The sequence below is a fragment of the Cupriavidus sp. DL-D2 genome, from assembly GCF_039710735.1.
In the GTDB taxonomy this organism is placed as follows: Bacteria; Pseudomonadota; Gammaproteobacteria; order Burkholderiales; family Burkholderiaceae; genus Cupriavidus.
In genome coordinates this window covers 175,453-196,027 of the sequence record NZ_JBDKXK010000014.1, presented here as the reverse complement: position 1 = coordinate 196,027, position 20,575 = coordinate 175,453, and the positions used below count along the sequence as shown (strand labels likewise).

Sequence of the window (20,575 nt, the reverse complement as noted above, 5' to 3'; positions counted from 1 at the left end):
CGGAGCCCTTCAGCGGCACAGGCGCGCAGCGCGCGGGGACGTTATCCACAAAGCATTCCCCTCGGATTCACGTGCAGAATTGCACAGTTGGCAGCACCGTTACGGACGCTGTCTGCATGAGTCAGAAATCCCCGTTCGCGCTTGTCTGAACAAGGCTTTGCGCGAAATCAGGAATCCCGGGTCGGCATGACCGCCCTGCTTGTCGATGCGCAATTCTCCACAGCGTTATGCACAACGCTTTCCACACAAGGTTCCACAGCGTTCTCCACAGGCCGTGAAGCGCGCCTGGCGAACTGTTGCGAGCGTTCTGGCAGTCGCCCTGGTCTGCGGTTGCACCACGGCGCCACCGCGCACCGCGCGTCCGCAGGCGGTGCCATTGCCTGACTATGAGCGGGTGAGTACGCCACCCGGCGCGACGCCGCGCGAACGCATCGTCGATATCGCGCTGCAGGAGTGGCGCAAATGGGGCAGCCAGGTCGTACACATCGCACGTGACGATACGGCTTGCGTGACGCATAGCCCGCTGCCCGCCCCGAACCTCACAGCCGCCGCAGAGACGGGTGCGCCGAATTCCCGGAATGGTGCCGCTTCCGGTGCGTCGGCGGATGTCGATGCCGAAGAGCATGGCGATAACGCCAGTTGCCTGCGCTTTCCCGATGGCACGGGCATGGAAGCCACGCCGCAAGGGTGCCGCATGGCGCAACGCTATTGGGGCATCGTGGGCGAGGCGCCCGACTGCCGGCAGGTCACGCAAGGTGCGTGGGCGTGGTCGGCGGTGTTCATTTCCTGGGTCATGCGTCGCGCGGGACTCGACAATGACCAGTTCCTGACCGGCCAGTCGCATTCGATGTACGTGGTGGACGCGCGCGACGGCATCCTGCCGCGTCCGGCCTTCCACGTCGAACCGCTGCCGGCGCTACCCCGCCCCGGCGACATGATCTGCGCCGGCCGGGGACGCGACAAATACATCGACGATCCCGCCGATATCGGTTTTGGCACGACACCCATGCATTGCGATATCGTGGTCGAGGTCGATCGCGCGGCGAAGGTGGTCAAGGCGATCGGCGGCAATGTCCAGCAGTCGGTATCGATGGACGTGATCGACCTGAACGACGCTGGCCAGCTCGACGGCTTCACGAACTCGCACCTGCCGTGGCTGCTGATCCTGCGTAACGACCTGCAGTAAGGCGCGAGCAACGGGCAGCGACCTGATTCGATACCGGTAGTCGCTTCACACCATCGCCCCGCTGCATTGACGCAAATGTGGGTGGCGCGGAACACTGCGCGTTCGGTTTTTCGCCTTTCGCCTGCATGTCCACGCCTTCGCTTTCCAATCCGCTGGTCTCCCCCACCCTCGCCCGCCGACTCCTTGCCGAAGCACTGGGGACGGCCCTGCTTGTTGCCATCGTCGTTGGGTCGGGCATCCGCGCCGAACAACTGGCGGCCGGCAACACGGCCCTCGCCCTGCTGTGCAATGCCTTGGCCACCGGCGCAGGACTCGTCGCGTTGCTGATATCGCTCGGGCCGGTCTCGGGTGGGCACTTCAACCCGGCCGTCACGTTGGCACATCTATTGTCCAGACGGATTTCAATGACCACCGCATCGGGGTATATATTCGTCCAATTGATAGGTGCGATGGCGGGAGTGGTTGCTGCGCATGCAATGTTCGGCCTGCCCTGGATATCGATGTCGATGCAGGCGCGTACCGGTGCGCCGATGTGGTGGAGCGAATCCCTGGCCACGTTTGGCCTGATCGGGCTTGGGATTGCCACCGGTCGTCATCGACCTGCCATGCTGCCATTTGTCGTGGGCGGCTACATCATGGCGGGATACTGGTTCACCTCATCCACCTCGTTCGCCAACCCCGCCCTGACTATCGCCTGTGCCTTCACCAATACTTTTACAGGTATTCGTTTTATGGATGTGATGGCTTTTATTTTTTCTCAGATATTTGGTGCGACGAATGCAGTGGCGTTATTTGATTGGTTGAGTGGATATCAGTCACCCAGAAATCCCATCCAATCATCCATCATGGAGCGGGGATCACAAGCCCCGCTTACCAGCGTCGATTGAGCTGGACGCCAAAGATCGAGCCGCTGGCCTGAGTGGCCCAGGCGTCAGCCGGCGCGGCGAAGGTGATGCCGTCCACATCGTTGGCGCGGCTATACGTGTAGAAGGCCCGCAGATTTGCGTTGCCGGTGGCCTTGCCGAGCGTCAGCGTCGGTGCCACGGTGAACGCCGTACGCTGGCCGCCCACCCCAAACCCGGACGAAATCTGGTCGTGCGCCACCTCGAAGGTCAGCTTGAACTGGTCGCTGGCCACAAAGGCCGGACGCACGCGCGTGGCAGCCCATTGCAGGGTGCCCATATGGGAGCGGTCCAGTTGCAGGCTCGATTCCACCGATCCGGCCAGGCCGGATTTGCCCTTCCACTCCATGGATTCCGCTACGCGTACCCGCGAGAGGTCCGTCCCCATGCCGGTGTATCCGGTCATGGCGGTGCGGGAACCCTGCCCGTACTGCACGCCCAGCCGATTGGTGCCGAACAGCACGCCTTTTTGCTCGTGCATGGCGGAAGCCCACCAGGCGCTGCCGGTATCGGCGATTTCCTGCAGGGGTTCTACACGCGTGAAGCCAAGTTGGACAGAACCCTGGTCATTGGTGCCGATCGGGGACGTCCGCACGGTGTGATAGCTGGGCAGCTTGGCGCCATTTAGATCGTTACGCGCGGTGTATTGATAACTCAGCCCGTAATTGCCCACTTTGGCGTTGTCGATGCCGAACCGCATGGACGATGAGTTCGGCGGCAACAGGCCCGACGACATCAGGAAGGCGTTGCTGTCCCGGCGCCCGGCCCAGACGCTGGCCTCGTTAAGAACCGAGATGCCGGACAAGCCGCTGACCGAGGTGTAGAAGTTAGGCAGCAGCGCGTAGGGATCCACGGCAGCGGCCGTGCCGTTGACCGAGGTGGTGTTGGTCCCCTTGGCCTGCGCCACGAGCTGCACCTGCGTGCCGCCGCCCATGTCCACGAGCGATTCGCGGATCTTCACTTCCCCCGAACTGGTACAGGCCAGGCCCTGGCCGAAGCCAGCCGAGGGTGTACCACCGCCGGGGCAGGCTCGTTGGGTACCAGCGCGGTCTTCCACCGCCGCGCGTCCGCTATAGCCGAGTCGCCACACGGAGTCGCCCGCCGGGTCATCGGCAGGTAACTGGGAGCGGAGAACTGGCGGAGCATCGGATGGCGTTTCTGAAGTGGAAGATTCGCCACCCTCCTGCGCAGCCACGGGTGCCTGGCGCGGTGCGGCGGCCAAGGCGGGAAACTCGCCCAACCGGTTCGGAAACAGCACCAAAGGTGGCGGCGGCGGCGCCAGCGCATCGGGCGGCCCGACGAAGTCGGGATTGACATCTGCAACGGTGGTCTCGGCAGGCGGCGCGGCTTCCGTGGCGGTGGATTCCGTATTTGACGCAGCCTGAATCAGCGCCGCCAGCGGATCGGCCGCCGCCGGTGCAGCAGGCGCTGCGGATGTCGTCGCAGCCACGGGTACGGCACCCGCAGCCACTGCGGAGTTGGGCTGCGCCGTACCGCGTTCCGCGATCATCGGCGGCGGAGCCAGACTGGTGCTGGCCGATGTGTTTCCCGTCAGGCTCCCCGATTGCGCACATGCCGTCATCCCCCACGCGGCCAGCACGGCAAATGCCAGGCGACGGCGGGCGAAATATCGGAACGGAGGCGAAACGGATGGCGGCATGGATACAACGGAACCGAACAGAACCGGCAGAGCCAGCACCGATGGAAGCTTGGGGAGTGAGGGCTCTGGTTTTAACAGTCGGACTTTTTGACCGCAAGCCGGGTTACAAAATCCATCAATCGTGCCGAAAAGCGTGCGAAATCCCACATCGCGAAACCTTTTTGAAACCTTTTCAGCCGTCGACCGGCTGCCTTCCAGGCACCGTTTTCGAGCATGCGGGAAAACCGTTGCAGAACTGCTACCGACTAGCGAAAACCCCCATCCTGCCGGCACTCCGTGCCCAAAACGCCACAGCTATAATCGTCCGACCTGTCTTCCAGGCCACGCCTTGGGGTCAAGGCAGTCTGCATACATATCAATATAAAAGAGGAGATATTCATGGAACGCCGTTCCTTCCTGTTGAAAGCATCGGCTGTCGCCGCCACTGGCGCGCTCGCCGCCTGCGGCAAGGAAGACAAGCCCGCCGCCCCCGCCGCCTCGGCCAGCGCGCCGGCGGCCCCGGCCGTGGTGGGTAGCAACCCGGCGGTGGAATGGCGCCTGGCGTCGAGCTTCCCGAAGTCGCTGGACACCATCTATGGCGGCGCCGAACTGCTGAGCCAACGGGTGAAGGAACTGACCGACGGCAAGTTCAACATCAAGGTGTTTGCCGCCGGTGAAATCGTGCCGGGCTTGCAGGTGCTGGATGCGGTGCAGAACCAGACCGTGCAGATTGGCCACACGGCCGGCTACTACTATTTCGGCAAGAACCCGACGCTGTGCTTCGACACGACGATCCCGTTTGGCCTGACCGCGCGCCAGCAGAACGCATGGATGATGCAAGGCAACGGCATGAAGCTGATGCGCGAGTTCTTCAAGGAATACAACGTCGTCAACTTCATGGGCGGCAACACCTGCGCCCAGATGGGCGGCTGGTTCCGCAAGGAAATCAAGACCGTGGCGGACCTGCAGGGCCTGAAGTACCGCGTGGCCGGGTTTGCCGGCGTGGTGCTGGCGCGCCTGGGCGTGGTGCCGCAGCAGATTGCCGGTGGCGACATCTACCCGGCGCTGGAAAAAGGCACCATCGACGCGGCCGAATGGGTGGGTCCGTACGATGACGAGAAGCTCGGCTTCTACAAGGTGGCACCGTACTACTACTACCCGGGCTGGTGGGAAGGCAGCGCGCAGCTGTCGTTCTACGCTTCGCAACCGGAGTTCGACAAGCTGCCGCCGCTGTACAAGCGCGCACTGGAAACGGCCACGATCGAGGCGCACACGAACATGATGGCGAAGTACGACACCGTGAACCCGCAGGCGCTGGCCCGTCTGCTGGAAAATGGTGTGAAGCTGCGTCCGTTCTCGAAGGAGATCATGGAGGCATGCTTCAAGGCCACGCAGGAAGCGTACGCCGACGAAAGCGCCAAGAACCCGTCGTTCAAGAAGATCTTCGAAGACTGGCGCGTGTTTCGCAACAACGAAGCCGCCTGGTTCAACGTGGCCGAGCAGTCGTTCTCGCAGTTCAGCTTCACGCGCAAGCTGTAACCCGTTTCGGACGATGCAGCGAAACCCGGCTCCGGCCGGGTTTTTTTCATGGCGCACAGCATGGGGGCAGGTTCATACGCAACCGGGCCACCGCGGGTAGAATCCGCCGCACCACAGGATATCTCCCATGCAACTCGGCATTCTCTACGCCTTGCTGGCGTACATCATCTGGGGCCTGCTGCCCCTCTATATCAAATCGCTGCACGGCGTGGCGCCCCTCGAAATCCTGCTGCACCGGATGGTCTGGTCGCTGGTGTTCCTCGGCGCGATCCTGTTGTGGCGCCGTCACTTCGGCTGGCTGCGCGAGGTGGCGGCCAACCCAAAGCTGATCCTCAACTTCGCGGCCAGTGCGGGACTGCTCTGTTGCAACTGGTTCCTCTATATCTGGGCGGTGTCCGCGGATCGTGTGGTGGATGCCAGCCTCGGCTACTTCATCAATCCGCTGGTCAGCGTGCTGCTGGGTGTGTTGCTGCTGCACGAACGCCTGCGCTGGGGTCAGTGGCTGGCTATTGCCGTCGCCGGGGCCGGAGTGCTGTGGCTGACGTGGTCGGCGGGACATTTGCCGTGGATCGCGCTCGGCCTGGCGGCATCGTTCGGCGGCTACGGCCTGCTGCGCAAGACGGGTGCGCTGGGTGCGCTCGAAGGCTTGTCGCTGGAGACGCTGCTGTTATTTCCGGTGGCCGCCGTCGCGCTGGGTTCTCTTTTCATCACCGGGCACGACACCACGCGTGCAGCCACGCCGCTCACGCAGATGCTGTTGCTGCTGGCCGGGCCGGTGACGGCGGTGCCCTTGCTATTCTTCGCTGCGGGCGCCCGCCGGATTCCGCTCTCGATGCTCGGCATCCTGCAATACGCGGGACCGACGATCCAGCTCGCGCTGGGTATCTGGCTGTGGCACGAGCCCTTCCCGCAGACGAAGCAGATCGGCTATGCCCTGATCTGGATCTCGCTGGCGATCTACGCTGTGGAAGGATTGGTCGTCAGTCGCTGGAAATCGCGAGAGGCGATTGATACGAAAAATAAAGCTCATAAAATTTAGCCATTAAAATTCGTGCGATAGATATAAAGATGGGCGTGTGATCGCCGTTTCCTTAAATTGGCGACCACACTATACTGTACATCCATACAGTAATCCAACGTCTCCTCTGACTCATGGCCTCCGTACCCCGGCGAATTGCTCATCTCGACATGGATGCGTTCTACGCATCGGTCGAACTGCTGCGGTACCCGGATCTGCGCGGCCAGGCCGTGGTGATCGGTGGGGGCCGCAACGCGATACCGGAGACGTTGCCGGATGGCAGCCGCCGCTACGCGCGGCTGCGCGACTACGTGGGGCGCGGCGTCGTCACCACATCCACCTACGAGGCGCGGGCGCTGGGCGTGTTTTCGGCGATGGGCATGATGAAGGCGGCCAAGCTCGCGCCCGACGCCATCCTGCTGCCGACCGACTTCGACGCTTACCGCCGCTACTCGGGACTGTTCAAGGCCGCTGTACGAGCATTCACGGAACAAATAGAGGATCGCGGGATCGATGAGATATATATCGATCTTACGAATATTGAGGGTGAGGCCAGGCAGGTGGCTGCGGATATCAAGGCTGCGGTGAACGATGCCACCGGCCTGACCTGCTCGATCTGCGTGGCGCCGAACAAGCTGCTGGCCAAGATCGGTTCGGAACTCGACAAGCCCAACGGCCTGACCATTCTGACGCCTGCCGATATTCCGCTGCGGATCTGGCCGCTGCCGGCCCGCAAGGTCAATGGGATTGGTCCGAAGGCGGCGGAGAAGCTGGCGGCCATTGGCATCGAGACCGTGGCGCAGCTGGCCGAGGCGGATCTGGCGCTGCTGCAGACCCATTTCGGACGCAACTATGCGGCGTGGCTCGTGGAAGTGGCCCACGGCCGCGACGAGCGCCAGGTGGTGGTCAGTTCCGAGCCCAAATCCATGAGCCGCGAGACCACCTTCGAGCGCGACCTTCATCCGCGCGGGGACCGTCCCGTGCTATCCGAGCAGTTCACGAAGCTGTGCATGCGGGTGGGCGAAGATCTGCGGCGCAAGGGCTACGTGGGGCGCACCGTCGGCATCAAGCTGCGCTTCGACGATTTCCATACGGTCACACGCGATCTGACGATGACCGCGCACACCGCCGATGGTGGCGACATCCGGCGCGGCGCCACGGAATGCCTGAAGCGCATTCCGCTGGAACGCCGCATCCGGCTGCTTGGCGTGCGCGTGAGTGCCTTGATGCCAGCCGCCGAGCAGGGCGACAACCCCGCGCCGGTACAGGAGGCATTCCGGTTCGACGAGGACGGTTCCGAAGACTCACAAGTCGACGCACACGACGAAAGACAGGAGGAGGACGACCGCGCCGAGCCACCGGCCTAAGCCCTCCGCCCTGCACGCCTATCTATCTCCCGGTAGAATCGGCGGCTTCCCCCGGTACGCCGAAACAGGTGCGGGGAGTTCTCCACAAGCCGCCCCATGACCTCCACCACCGCACAACGCGCGGCCGCGCCCGCTGCATGGATCACGCCGCTGCTGGCCGTGGCCTGCGGCATGATCGTCGCGAATCTCTACTATGCCCAGCCGCTGGTGGGGCCGATTGCGCAGGCGCTTCACCTCTCGCCGGAGGTGGCGGGCCTGATCGTGACGCTGATCCAGATTGGCTACTGCGTAGGCCTGCTGCTGCTGGTGCCACTCGGCGATATCGTCGAGAACCGCAAGCTCGTGCTGACGCTGGTAGCCGGGTGCGCGGTGGCGCTACTGGCTGCATCGCTGTCCACCCATGCTGGCGTGTTCCTGGTGGCGGGATGCGCGATCGGACTGTGCTCCGTGGCCGTGCAGGTGCTGGTGCCATTTGCCGCACACCTCGCGCCCGAACACATGCGCGGCCGGGCCGTCGGCAATGTCACCAGCGGCCTGCTGATGGGGATCATGCTGGCGCGCCCGGTGGCGGGCCTGGTCTCGGACGCATTCGGCTGGCACGCCATCTTTGCTGCCTCGGCCGTTGCCATGGTGCTGCTCGCCGTGGTGCTGGCGCGCAAGCTGCCGCAGCGCCGCCCCGCGCCAGGCGTTCACTACATCGCGCTGCTCGGTTCGATGATTCACCTGCTGCGCACCGAGCCGGTGCTGCGTCGCCGTGCGGCGTACCAGGCCAGCATGTTCGGCGTGTTCAGCCTGTTCTGGACCACCACGCCGCTGTACCTGGCCGGGCCGGCCTTCCGGATGTCGCAGACCGGTATTGCGATCTTTGCGCTGGTGGGCGTGGCGGGTGCCGTCGCCGCACCGATGGCAGGCCGCTATGCGGATCGCGGTCACAGCCGCCAGATGACCGCGCTCGCCCTGGCGCTGGGGGCGGGATCGTTCCTGCTGAGCCGACTCGGCGTGGAAGGATCGACGCTCTCGTTGTTGTCGCTCACGGCTGCGGCCATCCTGCTGGACTTCGCCGTCTCCACGAATCTGGTGATCGGCCAACGCGCCATCTTTGCATTGTCCGAGGCGCACCGCAGCCGCCTCAATGGTCTCTACATGGCGATCTTCTTCGTGGGCGGCGCCATCGGGTCATCGGTAGGCGCGTGGGCATTTGCGCGGGCCGGCTGGCCGCTGGCAAGCTGGATCGGGTTTGCGCTGCCCGCGCTCGCCCTGCTCTACTTCCGCACAGAACGTCGTTGATCCCGTAGACCGGTCTGCCGCGCGACGCCGGGCGTCGCGCGGCACCTGCCGTCCTTCCTCCCCTTCCCCCCTTCTCCTTCTCCTTGCGCCACCGCAATTCCCTGCGATAGCCGCCGCCAGGCGCCTGCACTACACTGTGCCGGTTGCGCCGCAGGACACGCCTGCGCGCCATCATTGCCGCACGCTGCATTTCTCATTGCCACCGCCTGCCGAATGCCGACGTTGTCGACGGCGCGAAACGCGGGCCTTGCCGGGAGAGACGTTCCGATGAGTTGGCGCAAATTGCTACCGAGCCCGCGATGGCTGCCTCGCGAGGTGCTGATGCATCCGCATCGCGTGGTGGTAGTGGGTTTCGGTATTGCCATGGTGTTGATGATCAGCGTGGGTGCGCGCGATCTCTACCTGTTGCGTGAACGCGTACTGGGCGCGCGCCAGCATGACCTGACCCTGCGCGCGCTCGGCATCGATGCGGTGATCTCTGCCGAACGTTTCAAGCTCGAATTCGTACGCGACTACGCGCAGCAGCTGATCTCTATCCAGCAAGGTCCCGACGCATTGCCGACCGATACGGTGATCGAGGAAGCCTACGCCGCCCGCAACCACGCCGAATGGACCATGGCGGTCCCCGAGGGCGATGCTTCCGTGGTGGGCGTCTCTGCGGACAGGCTGCATGGCCTGGAGGGATTCGAGCGTCGCGACGCGGATCTGCGTTCGGATCTCTACGCCGCGCGCCAGCTCAGCCATGTGCTAGGCATCAGCCAGCGCAGCAACGACGATACCGAGAGCGTCGTCACGTTTATCTCGAGCAACGGCTTCTATGTCACCTATCCGCCGCTGTCCGAGGCCAAGGCCGGCGAGCTGATGCAACGTTTCAGCCAGATGCCCTACTACCGCAATCTGCTGCCCGACCGGAATCCCGAGCGCATCATGCGGCTCGCGCCGATCTACACGCAGTTCGAGAGCACCCGGCAACGCACCACGACGCTGAGCATCCCGGTCTACGTGGGCAATCGTTTTCGTGGCGTGGCGGCGCTCGATGTGGACCTGCCGAAGTTGCGCACGCTGATCGGCGAACCCGAACAGCATGGCGCCGTGCGCTATCTCATGGATCGCAACGGCGCGATCTTCGCAACGAGCGACAGCCGGGAGCGGATCGACCTGCGCTGGCCCGCCGATGTGGGCGCGCGGTGGCGCCACACGTCGCTGGCCGACTTGTTTGCCAAGGGCAACGGCATGCTGCATGTCGATGGGCAATATCTGCTGTTCCAGCAGGCCGGCGGGCGCGGCAACTGGCTGATCTTCGAGACCTTCGATGACGCCGATGTCTATCGCGCGGTGTTCCAGCGGACCAGCCTGCCGCTGCTGGCGATCTGGCTGGCGTTGCCGCTGCTGATGCTGGTCACGCTGCGCGTGGTCAACCACCTGTTCAGCCACTACCTTGCCGTCGGTGAAAAGCTGCAGGCGATGGCGGAGACCGACCCGCTCACGGAACTGGCGAATCGTCGATCGTTCAGCAACCGGTTCGCCGTCGAATCCGCGCGGCGGCACCGCGACGGCGAGCCACTGGCCATGCTGATGCTCGATATCGACTTCTTCAAACGCGTGAACGACAGATGGGGCCACGCCAGCGGCGACCAAGTGCTGCAGGCGTTGTCGCACGCGCTGCGCAACAACCTGCGTGAAATGGATGTGCCCGCACGAATCGGTGGCGAGGAGTTCGCAGTGCTGCTGCCGGGCGACACGCTGGCGGAAGCCACCGCTACCGCCGAGCGTCTGCGCGCAATCGTGGAGACGCTCGGCGTTGTACCGGCGCCCGATGCGCCGCCAGCCGGGATGGCCGACGGACGCATCCGCTTCACCGTATCGATTGGCGTCGCAGAAGCCGGGATCGACGGGTGCCAGACACTCGATGCCATGCTGGCGACGGTCGACCGCCGTCTTTATGCCGCCAAGGCAGCGGGACGCAATCAGGTGTGCGCGGCGGATGGGCAGGACGGCAATGCAGCGGCGCCGCCAATCCAGGCATGAGGCAGTTCATGGTCGTCTCCCCAGAAACCAGTGACAGGTCACGCGTACGGTCAGCGCAGCAGGAATGCGATGTCGTCGGCCGTGATGACCGAGACAGGAATACCTTTGCGACGCTGGAACAGGATGTGCTGCTGCACGCGGCTGCGCTGGTCCGCGAACGTGGCCGGATCGATCGGCGTACCAGCGCGCACGTAGTGCTGTACCAGCAGCTTGTAGGCACGATGGCGGATCTGCAGCGTCTCGTTGTCCGCGCGTAGCCTCTGCCATTCGGAGGGACTCAGATCCAGCGTGTGATTCAGTTCATCGACCGTGCGCGTATGCAGGTCGCGATACAGATCACGCTCGGCCTCGGCGCGATGCAGCTCGTCGCGCAGCGCCATGATCTTGTGCTGCAGCTTCAGCGTCTGCCCGACCGCTGCCTGCATGCCCTTGGCGGCTTCCAGCGCCTGGTTGGCGGCGGCGACCGTGCTTTTCCACAGGCCGCGATCGGCCCCCACGTCGAGCTCCGGCGGCCAGCCGTCCGACGTCTTGATCGATGTATCCATGCGTGTTGACCCCTTAGACACTCTGCTTCTTTTTTAAAACACCCGACCTACCCGAAACCTGCATTTCCGGATACCCGAGATCCGGAGTGGCCGTCGCCTCGTCGTGCGGCGGTCCTTGTCTGCATGCGGAGGTGTTCCGCATCGTCGTCTGCGCCCGTGTCGGTGCGGCAGATGACCGAAGTCAATCGTAGAGAGATGTCGGACGTCCGCCAAGTCAAAGATGTGCAGATCAGATATGGGACACCCGACGATGCCAAAAAACGACAAGGGCCATGCAGACGGACACCGGCACGGGCCCGCGACACCCACGTAAACCCCGAGCATAAAGCTGTCGTTTTGACAGGAATTTGACAGTTCGGCGCTCCTAGAATCCGGCCCAGGATGCCAATAAAACCCAGGAGACTCACCATGCCCCGCTCGCTTGCCCGATTTACTCACGCCTTCGTTGCCACGGCCACGCTTGCGGCCGCCGTGGTGGCAGCGCCCGCCTACGCGGTGGACAACCTCAAGGTGATGATCGGCGCCAATCCCGGCGGTGGCTACGACCAGACCGGCCGCACCATCGGCGCGGCCATGATTGCGGCGGGCACGGCCAAGAGCGCGTCCTATGACAACAAGGGCGGCGCGGGCGGCACCATCGGCCTGACCCAGTTCGTGAACACGGACAAGGGCAACCCCAATGCGCTGATCGTGACCGGCGCGGTGATGGTGGGTGCGATCGAGACCAACAAGCCGCCCGTGACGCTGAAGAACGCCACGCCAATCGCGCGACTGTTCGCCGACACGATGGTGCTGACGGTGGCGGCCAATTCGCCGATCAAGTCGCTCAAGGACCTGACCACGCAACTGAAGGCCAACCCCGGCAGCGTGAGCTGGGGCGGCGGCTCGAAGGGTTCGATCGACCACATCCTGGCCGGCCTGATTGCCAAGGAAGTGGGCGTGGATCCGAAGAAGGTCAACTACGTGCCGTTTGCCGGCGGTGGCGAGGCATCGGCATCGATCCTGGGCGGCCACGTGACCGTGGGCATCGCTGGCGTTTCCGAATTCCTGCCGTTCATCAAGACGGGCAAGATGCGCGCGCTGGCCGTGACGTCGAAGGACCGCACCGCCGAGATCCCCACGCTCAAGGAGCAAGGCGTGAACGTGGAGATCTACAACTGGCGCGGCGTCTACGGCGCGCCCGGCACCACGCCCGAACAGCGCAAGGCCATGATCGATGCCGTGGTCAAGGGCACCGAGAACAAGGTCTGGAAGGACGCGCTGCAGAAGAACGACTGGACGCCGTTCCTGCTGACCGGCGACGAGTTCGGCAAGTTCGTGGATGCGGAATCCGCGCGCCTGGGTAGCACGCTGCGCGAACTGGGCGTGGCGAAGTAATTCGCGCAAGCACGTCCCGCGCGATTCGCATTACAAGAACGATCCAAGAGATCGGCATGACCGGACGCACCGCGTGGTGCGTCCCCTCGCCTTACCCCACCACATCCCCCGCACAGCGCGGATGGCTCGTTCATCCGGGAGCGCCATCATGAAACCGTCCCACGTCTGCATCGGTGTCGCCGTCCTGGCGCTGTCCGTATTTTTCTTTGCCGGCCTGCCGGGCATTTCGGGCGAGGAAGGCTACGCCGGCCTGTCGCCGCGATTCGTGCCCACACTCGTCGCCATCGGCCTCGCCGTATGCGGTGCGTTGCTGACATGGCAAGGCGTGCGCGGCGGCTTCCGCAACATGCCGGAGGAAGATGCCGAGCTGCCCGCGGCGCCGCACAACTTCAAGGGCTTCCTGTGGGTGGCAGCCGGCCTCGTGGCCAACATGGCACTGATCGGCATGCTGGGTTTCGTGTTCTCGTCGACGCTGATGATGGTGTGCGTGGCACGCGGTTACGGCAGCCGGCGCATCGTGCGCGATGCGCTGATTGGCTTGCTGCTCACGGTGCCGATGTGGGCACTGTTCGATTTCCTGCTCGGCATCAACCTGCCGCTGCTGCCGGTGGCGGGCTTCTGAGTCCGCACCTGACTGCCAACAACGGGAGGCTTCTGACATGGATACCCTGAACCAACTCATGCACGGCTTTGCCGTGGCCATCACGCCCATCAATCTGCTGTGGGCACTGGTGGGCTGCTTCCTCGGCACCGCCATCGGCGTGCTGCCCGGCATCGGCCCGGCACTGACCGTGGCCATGCTGCTGCCGCTGACCACCAAGGTGGAACCGACTGCCGCGCTGATCATGTTCGCGGGCATCTACTACGGCGCGATGTACGGCGGATCGACGACATCGATCCTGATGAACACGCCGGGCGAATCGTCGACCATGGTCACGGCGATGGAAGGCAACCTGATGGCCAAGAACGGCCGTGCGGGTCCGGCACTCGCCACCGCGGCGATTGGCTCGTTCGTGGCGGGCACGATCGCCACCGTGCTGCTGTCGATGTTCGCGCCGGTGGCGGCGGACGTGGCGCTGCAGTTCGGCCCGGGCGAATACTTCATGATCATGCTGCTGGCCTTCACGACGGTCTCTGCCGTGCTGGGCTCGTCGCTGCTGCGCGGTATGACTGCATTGTTCCTGGGTCTGGGCATCGGCCTGATCGGCATGGACTCGTTGTCGGGCCAGACGCGCTATTCGATGAACGTGCAGGAGTTGTACGACGGTGTGGATATCGTCGTGGTGGCCGTGGGCCTGTTCGCCGTGGGCGAGGCACTGTTCAACGCGTTCTTCCCGCAACCTGATGGCAGCTTCAACAAGCTGAGTTCGGTGCATATGAATCGCTCGGACTGGAAGCGCTCGGTGCCCGCGTGGATTCGCGGCACGCTGATCGGCTTTCCGTTCGGCCTGATTCCCGCAGGCGGCGCAGAGATTCCCACGTTCCTGTCGTACGCCACCGAGAAGAAGCTGTCCAATCACAAGGAAGAGTTCGGCAAGGTGGGCGCCATCGAAGGCGTGGCGGGTCCCGAGGCAGCCAACAATGCCGCAGTGACGGCCACGCTGGCCCCGCTGCTGACGCTGGGCATTCCTACCTCGAACACGACGGCCATCCTGCTGGCCGCATTCCAGAACTACAACCTGCAGCCGGGTCCGATGCTGTTCCAGACATCGGGCGATCTGGTCTGGGGCCTGCTCGCATCGCTCTACATCGGCAACGTGATGCTGCTGGTGCTGAACCTGCCGGCCATCGGCCTGTGGGTGCGCATGCTGCGCGTGCCCACGCCGCTGCTCTATGGTGGCATTCTGATTTTCGCGGGACTCGGTGCCTATGGCATCCGCCAGTCGTGGTTCGACCTGCTGCTGCTGTTCGTGATCGGACTGCTCGGCATGGCAATGCGCCGTTTCGATTTTCCGACCGCACCAGTCATCGTCGGCCTGATCCTCGGCCCGATGGCCGAGAAGCAGCTGCGCAATGCACTGTCGATTGGCCAGGGCGACTGGAGCCTGTTCGTGAAGCAGCCGATCTCCGCCACGATCCTGGCCATGACGGTGGCCGTGGTGGTGGTGCCGCGCGTGCTGCGCTGGCATGCCACCCGCTCGACGTCGCGTGCGGAGGCCGACAACGCCGCATAAGCGCCGCATGAGCGGTAAGTCCGGCCGGCTGGAGCGCGGCGGGCGCGATTCTGTATCATTGGCGCAAACAACACCTCTGCGCGCCGAGGAGACCGGAACGTGCCTGCCGCCACTTTCACACTTGCCGATATCGAGGCCACGCTTGAGCGCGTGCTTGCGCCCTGGGTGCGCGAGTTGGGCTTGCGCGCCGCAGCCGTGGATGCCAGCGGCGTAACGCTGCGCCTGCCATTTCGCGAGCATTTCCGCCATGCAGGCGGCGTGGTGTGCGGCCAGGTGCTGATGTCGGCCGCCGACACCGCGATGATCGTCGCCATCTCCGCTGCGCTCGGCGAGTTCCGTCCAATGACGACGGTGACCCTCACCACCAACTTCATGCGTCCCGTGATCGACGGCGATGTGCTGGTCCGCGCCAACGTGCTGCGGCTCGGCAAGACGGTCGTGTTCGGCGAGATCGAACTGACCGGCCAGGATGGCAAGCTCGCGGTGCAGGCGACAACGACCTACGCGCTGCTCTGACCGACATGGCTTCTTCTTCCTCTTCCCCGATATCCCCGATATTCGACCAGGTCGTCTTTGCCGGCGGTGGCAACCGCTGCTGGTGGCAGGCCGGATGGTGGGACACGGTGGCGCCTGAACTGCAACTGCGTCCGCGCGTGATCGCCGGGATCTCGGCTGGGGCCGCCACGGCGTGCATGATTTACGCGCACGATTCGCACCAGACCATGGCGTACTACCGCGATGTGCTGGCCGACAATTCGCGTAATGCCTATTGGGGCAACCTGCTGCGCCGCGAGCGCGTGTTTCCACACTACGGCATCTATCGCAATGCGCTGCTCTCGCTGTTTTCCGACAATCGGCTGGAGCGGCTGAAGGGTGCGCCCGAGATTCGCATCGGTGTGGCGCATATCCCGCGCTGGAGCGGTCCGCGCCTTGCAGTCGCAGCAGGGCTGCTCGCGTACAACATCGACAAGCACCTGCTGAAAACGCTGCATCCGCGGCTGGGCCGCTCGCTTGGGTTTCGCCCCGAGTTCGTGCGCGCGCAGGATTGCCGTTCGCCCGAGGACCTTGCCGATCTATTGCTGCAATCGGCATCGACGCCGCCCTTCACGCCCGTGCTGCGACGCAATGGCCGCGCGGTGCTCGATGGTGGCCTGGTGGACAACGTACCCGTGGATGCGCTCGACGATGCACCGGGCAATGTGCTGGTGCTGGTGACGCGTCTCTATCCGCGTCCGCGCCGCTTCATCGTCGAGACGGGCGGCCAGCGCCGCCTTTATCTGCAACCTTCGCAACGCGTGCCGATTTCAAGCTGGGACTATACGAAGCCCCAGGCGATGACACACGCATACGACCTGGGCCGGCGTGACGCCGAGACATTCCTGCGCGAATGGCCCGATATCAGGAAGGATTTACTGCCGGCGCAATAAGCCCGTTGTCTTCGGGGAACGCGCTGCCATGGCGCCGGTCGATCGTTTGGTAGGCGGCAACTGCCGCGAGAGCCAAGGAGGCATGAATGACAAAGCGTCAGGCATCACCCGAGATCGTCTTGCAGACAACTACGCAGACAACTACCCAGGCATCCACCCGTCCCCGCAGGCGGGCCAGCGAGGTCAGCGCCGAACCCGTCGTGGAGCGCGTACCGCGCAAACGCGATGCCCGCTCGAAGATGCGCGAGGCCGACCTTGTCGTGATCGGCGCGGGTTCGGGCGGCGTGGCTGCCGCGCGGCGTGCTGCATCGCATGGCGCGCGCGTGATCCTTGTGGAGCGTGACGCCATCGGCGGCACCTGTGTCAACCGGGGATGCGTGCCGAAGAAGATGCTGTCGTACGGTGCAGGCTGGGCGTCGATTCTCTCCACGTGCCTGTCGCACACAGGCGGTAAGGAAGACTGGCGCGATGCCATCGTGCGCGTGAATGCCGAGGTGGCGCGCCTCAATGCGTCGTACAAGCAGCGCCTCAATGAAGCAGGCGTCGAGATCTGGCACGGTGAAGCGCAATTCAACGATCGCGGCGATATCGTCGTCGGCAACGAAGTCATCCGCGCAAAGAAGACGCTGATCGCCACGGGCGCGCGTCCCGTGCCGCTGCCGGTGCCGGGCGGCGAACTCGTGACCTCCTCCGACGATGTGTTCACGTGGCAGACCGTACCCGCTTCCATCGTCGTGATCGGCGGTGGTTACATCGCTGTGGAGATGGCTTCGATTCTCTCGCGCTACGGCGTGAAAGTAGACCTGCTCGTGCGAGAGGACAGGCTGCTGAAACGCTTCGATCACGACATTGCAGCAGCGCTTGCCGATGCGTTGGTGGCCAAGGGCGTGCGCATCCACTTCCGCGCGGAAGTCACGATGGTCTCGCAATCGAACGGCGCGATGGACGTCTGCTACAAGCAGGAGAACAATCCGGGCCGCATGCAAACGGTACGCGCGCAGGCCGCGCTGGCGGCCATCGGACGCAAGGCGAATGTGGAAGGTCTTGGTCTCGAAGCGCTCGGCGTCAAGCTGGGCGATGACGGCGGCGTCCGCGTGGATCGGCAGTTCCGCAGCTCGGTGCGATCGATTCACGCCATCGGCGATTGCATGGCCGGCAACATCCACCTGACACCGGTTGCCGTGGCACAGGGCCGCTGGCTGGCGGATCGACTCTTCGACAAGCGCGGCGATATTGCTGATTTCGATGCCGTGCCCACCGCGGTGTTTTGCGAACCAGCCATCGGTGCGGTGGGCCTGACAGAGGCCGAAGCCATTGAGGCCGCCGGCGGCAAGGCCGATCGCGTGCGGACCGAAATCAAGCGATTTGTCTCGCTCGAAAGCCGCTTCGGCGGCGTGCCGCAACAATCGGTCTTCAAGCTCGTGTTCAATGCACGCAGTGGCCGCGTCCTTGGCGCGCATTTGATGGATGGCGCGGCGCCGGAGATCATCCAGGTCTTTGCCGTGGCGCTGCGGCTCGGCGTGAAAGCCTCGCATCTGAAGACGACGATGCCGCTGCATCCCACGGTGGCGGAAGAACTGTTCGGCTAGGCAGGCAGGCCCATGCAAAAAGGCCACGCGATATGCCGCGTGGCCTTTTTGCCTAACTCCAACCTTCAGCGCGCCGAAACGCGCTCGACGTCAGGCAGTTTCCACTCCTTGTCGAAGAACGGCTTCTCCGGACCATAGAGACGGAACAGCAATTCGAAGCTGCCCTTCGGATCGGTTGAGACCCAGTTGGCTTCCTTGCCCTTGGGCGCCTTCGGGCCGAAGTAGACTTCGACCACGCCATCGTTTTCCTTCTGCACACCCGTCGTCGTCGATGCCACGCTCGCGCGCGGCACATTGCGAATCAGCGCGTGCGTATTGCGGTCATAGGCCGTGACCGACCAATACTGCTTGACCGGCGGATTCGCGGGCACGCGCAGGCGATACGTCTGCTTGCCATCCAGCGCCTTGCCGTCCTTGTCCTTGTTCACCATGAGATAGAACTGCGCGGTGCCGATGCGCTTGATGCCCGTGAAGCCCAGCGTGTAGGTCACGCCGCGCGCATCGACCGGATACTCGTCGACGTTGCCGTAACCGGTGGACACGGCACGAATCACCTCCGGCATCGCCGCAGGGAACCAGCGGTACTCGGGCACCATGCGATAGAAGCCCAGGTCATAGCGTGCGGATAGCTCCTTGTTAGCTTGTCGCGCAGCGGCATCGAGCGCCTTCTGCATATTGGCGTCGGGCTGATACGGCTTGCCCTTTTCGATGCCAAGCGTCTTGAGCTGATCGATCATCACGCGGTCGCGCTGGATCCACGGCTCCTTCTGCACCACGTCGTTGAGCGTCTTGAAGAACGATGCGTCATAACGAATCGTCGAATCGAATGGTACGTCGTAGGCATCGGTGAAGCGCGTCGGCGTCGGCGCACTGGCCTGCGACAGCGGATAGATCTTGACGCGCTTTCCGTACGCCACCGCTTTCGCCACATCGGCTTCACTGTGGCTAGCCAGGTTCGAGCGCATCAGCGCGAAGCCACCATAGGTGTCCGAACGCAGCACGACATAACCTTCAGGCGGCGTGTCACGATAATCCGGCGGCAGAATCAGATACTTGCCACCCTTCCCCTTGTCCGCGCCATCGGGACCGGCATCTTCGAGCGGCATCTGCCACGTCGTCACGATATTGGCTGCCAGTGAGCCACCCTCGGCCGGCGGAATGTCGATCACGAGCGGCCCCGAGACCTTCGTGTTCACGAATGACATGAAGTAGATCGAATCCGGATTCGGCGTCAGCGTCTGGTTCTTCCAGTTCACAGGCTCCGACCAGTAAACGATTTCGTTCTCTTTGGCCGACGTACTACGCAACATTGCCTGCACCATCAACTCGGTATTGACCGCCGGCATCCCCCAGATCACTGCCTCCACGGCACGGCGCTGTACCGGGTCATTCGAGGTGCCCGGCGAAGCAGCCCCCGCATGGGTTGCCGCCACACCGGCCAGTATCAGGATGGAAGTAAGCGCTTTCCGCATGGTGATCTCGCATCGTATGAATGCGGATCAGCGTAACGCAGCCAAGTGCCTGCGCAGCAGCGTGGCGATGTGAATGTTTTCGGGGGCGGTGTTAAGTGGAATCCCCAAACGGAATCCCCAAACGCAAAAACGGACGCCGAAGCGTCCGTTTTCATGTTCTGGTGGCCTGGGACGGAATCGAACCGCCGACACAAGGATTTTCAAAACGTGCCGCCGATTCGAAACCCTTGCCAGATAAGGCTTTGCGGGTAGTTCGGAAACGTAAAGCGGCCTGAAACTCGACACAACCCGTCACATACCCGGCACACCCTGGAATATTCACGGCACACCCCTCTACGCTGGGGGCTGCGGCCGCCGGCCTACTTCTTGTCTGTGATCGCGGACAGGCCTTTCACATTGAACCAGTTCTTCGATGGCAATAGAGGCGACTCAAATCGATTGCCGCTCCTTCTGCGCACGGATCGAATGAGCGCGTCCATGGCCTCCGCAAGCCCCTCCTCCTTGTATGCAATCGACGGGGTGCCGTCGGTGTAGCATGGCACGCTCGGATGCTGGATCGCGTCTAGATAGTCATCGAATGTGTCGCGGCCAACAGCCATGCCGTAAATTCTCCAGGCATATTTCTTACCCAAGTAAAAGCCATCTGTGGGCTGGTGCTTAACACGCTCTTTAGACTTTTGCGTCTCCGCGGAACGAATCTGCTCGCCGAGCATCCTGGCTACATAGTGGCTCTTAGCCGGTTCTACCTCGGTTGCCTTCGCGGTAGCAGATGGGTCTACCCAGTTGAGGCCGTCTTCGACGGTATAGCCGATGTTGTACTGATGCCCGGCGTCCAGCAATGGCTCTTTGTTTGCGACAAATTGATAGATGGTGTTCGTCGATTCTGGCGTGAACGTGTGAAGAAATTTCCCGCCCACGTGGGGAGAGATCCTGTAGTTGCTGACGATTAGGACTGGGGTGGTCAGCAGGTCGCGGGATTTCATTTCACCTCCGATCAATAACAGTTATCTCAAACGTGCGCCAGA

General features: G+C 63.5%; 17 protein-coding genes. 13 read left to right on the top strand and 4 right to left on the bottom strand.

Translation table 11 applies throughout. The features are described 5' to 3' along the window. Positions 1 to 205 precede the first annotated feature (205 nt). Both ABDB81_RS11150 and ABDB81_RS11145 read left to right on the top strand, forming a co-directional pair. Positions 206 to 1,186 carry a DUF2272 domain-containing protein gene (locus ABDB81_RS11150; protein ID WP_346811120.1) on the top strand — a complete coding sequence of 327 codons (981 nt, stop codon included), beginning with the start codon at positions 206 to 208 and terminating at the stop codon, positions 1,184 to 1,186. A gap of 125 nt (positions 1,187 to 1,311) precedes the next feature. Continuing rightward, the gene (locus ABDB81_RS11145; RefSeq protein WP_346811119.1) at positions 1,312 to 2,073 is read left to right on the top strand and encodes an MIP/aquaporin family protein; all 762 of its coding nucleotides are present in this window, start codon (positions 1,312 to 1,314) and stop codon (positions 2,071 to 2,073) included. Here the strand turns inward: ABDB81_RS11145 and ABDB81_RS11140 are convergent. Further along, positions 2,057 to 3,748 carry a carbohydrate porin gene (locus ABDB81_RS11140; RefSeq protein ID WP_346811117.1) on the bottom strand — a complete coding sequence of 564 codons (1,692 nt, stop codon included), beginning with the start codon at positions 3,746 to 3,748 and terminating at the stop codon, positions 2,057 to 2,059. The genes ABDB81_RS11145 and ABDB81_RS11140 overlap by 17 nt on opposite strands. A gap of 378 nt (positions 3,749 to 4,126) precedes the next feature. Here ABDB81_RS11140 and ABDB81_RS11135 point away from each other — a divergent pair, with 378 nt between their 5' ends. The 5 genes from ABDB81_RS11135 (at position 4,127) to ABDB81_RS11115 (ending at position 10,966) form a co-directional block, all read left to right on the top strand. Then, entirely contained in the window at positions 4,127 to 5,266 is a 1,140-nt protein-coding gene (locus ABDB81_RS11135) for a TRAP transporter substrate-binding protein (protein WP_137926034.1), read from the top strand. A 127-nt stretch (positions 5,267 to 5,393) separates the two neighbouring features. Then, positions 5,394 to 6,305 (top strand): EamA family transporter RarD, encoded by a 912-nt coding sequence (gene rarD, locus ABDB81_RS11130; protein WP_137926033.1) that lies wholly within the window; start codon positions 5,394 to 5,396, stop codon positions 6,303 to 6,305. A gap of 113 nt (positions 6,306 to 6,418) precedes the next feature. Next, on the top strand, positions 6,419 to 7,651 hold the full coding sequence (gene dinB, locus ABDB81_RS11125; RefSeq protein ID WP_346811115.1) for a DNA polymerase IV: 1,233 nt from the start codon (positions 6,419 to 6,421) through the stop codon (positions 7,649 to 7,651). Positions 7,652 to 7,747: 96 nt separating this feature from the next. Then, positions 7,748 to 8,938: an MFS transporter gene (locus ABDB81_RS11120; RefSeq protein ID WP_137926032.1), complete on the top strand. Its 1,191-nt coding sequence runs from the start codon at positions 7,748 to 7,750 to the stop codon at positions 8,936 to 8,938. A 267-nt stretch (positions 8,939 to 9,205) separates the two neighbouring features. After that, on the top strand, positions 9,206 to 10,966 hold the full coding sequence (locus ABDB81_RS11115) for a diguanylate cyclase (RefSeq protein WP_346811113.1): 1,761 nt from the start codon (positions 9,206 to 9,208) through the stop codon (positions 10,964 to 10,966). A 50-nt stretch (positions 10,967 to 11,016) separates the two neighbouring features. Here the strand turns inward: ABDB81_RS11115 and ABDB81_RS11110 are convergent, their stop codons facing one another. Next, positions 11,017 to 11,511 (bottom strand): hypothetical protein, encoded by a 495-nt coding sequence (locus ABDB81_RS11110; RefSeq protein WP_137926030.1) that lies wholly within the window; start codon positions 11,509 to 11,511, stop codon positions 11,017 to 11,019. 408 nt (positions 11,512 to 11,919) lie between these two features. Here ABDB81_RS11110 and ABDB81_RS11105 point away from each other — a divergent pair, with 408 nt between their 5' ends. From ABDB81_RS11105 to ABDB81_RS11080, 6 genes are all read left to right on the top strand, one after another. Continuing rightward, positions 11,920 to 12,888 (top strand): tripartite tricarboxylate transporter substrate-binding protein, encoded by a 969-nt coding sequence (locus ABDB81_RS11105; protein ID WP_137926029.1) that lies wholly within the window; start codon positions 11,920 to 11,922, stop codon positions 12,886 to 12,888. 148 nt (positions 12,889 to 13,036) lie between these two features. Continuing rightward, entirely contained in the window at positions 13,037 to 13,510 is a 474-nt protein-coding gene (locus tag ABDB81_RS11100) for a tripartite tricarboxylate transporter TctB family protein (protein WP_137926028.1), read from the top strand. 37 nt (positions 13,511 to 13,547) lie between these two features. Further along, positions 13,548 to 15,062: a tripartite tricarboxylate transporter permease gene (locus ABDB81_RS11095; protein ID WP_137926027.1), complete on the top strand. Its 1,515-nt coding sequence runs from the start codon at positions 13,548 to 13,550 to the stop codon at positions 15,060 to 15,062. Between the two features lie 99 nt (positions 15,063 to 15,161). Continuing rightward, positions 15,162 to 15,578, top strand: a complete 417-nt coding sequence (locus tag ABDB81_RS11090) for a PaaI family thioesterase (protein WP_346811110.1) — start codon at positions 15,162 to 15,164, stop codon at positions 15,576 to 15,578. 5 nt (positions 15,579 to 15,583) lie between these two features. Then, a complete protein-coding gene (locus tag ABDB81_RS11085; protein ID WP_346811108.1) occupies positions 15,584 to 16,489 on the top strand; it encodes a patatin-like phospholipase family protein in 906 nt (301 codons plus the stop codon). 86 nt (positions 16,490 to 16,575) lie between these two features. Then, on the top strand, positions 16,576 to 18,078 hold the full coding sequence (locus ABDB81_RS11080; protein ID WP_346811106.1) for an FAD-dependent oxidoreductase: 1,503 nt from the start codon (positions 16,576 to 16,578) through the stop codon (positions 18,076 to 18,078). 65 nt (positions 18,079 to 18,143) lie between these two features. Here ABDB81_RS11080 and ABDB81_RS11075 read toward each other — a convergent pair whose 3' ends face one another. Together ABDB81_RS11075 and ABDB81_RS11070 are read right to left on the bottom strand one after the other, a co-directional pair. After that, positions 18,144 to 19,550 carry a DUF1254 domain-containing protein gene (locus ABDB81_RS11075; RefSeq protein WP_137926023.1) on the bottom strand — a complete coding sequence of 469 codons (1,407 nt, stop codon included), beginning with the start codon at positions 19,548 to 19,550 and terminating at the stop codon, positions 18,144 to 18,146. Between the two features lie 359 nt (positions 19,551 to 19,909). Beyond that, entirely contained in the window at positions 19,910 to 20,533 is a 624-nt protein-coding gene (locus ABDB81_RS11070; RefSeq protein ID WP_346811104.1) for a hypothetical protein, read from the bottom strand. Positions 20,534 to 20,575: the final 42 nt, after the last annotated feature.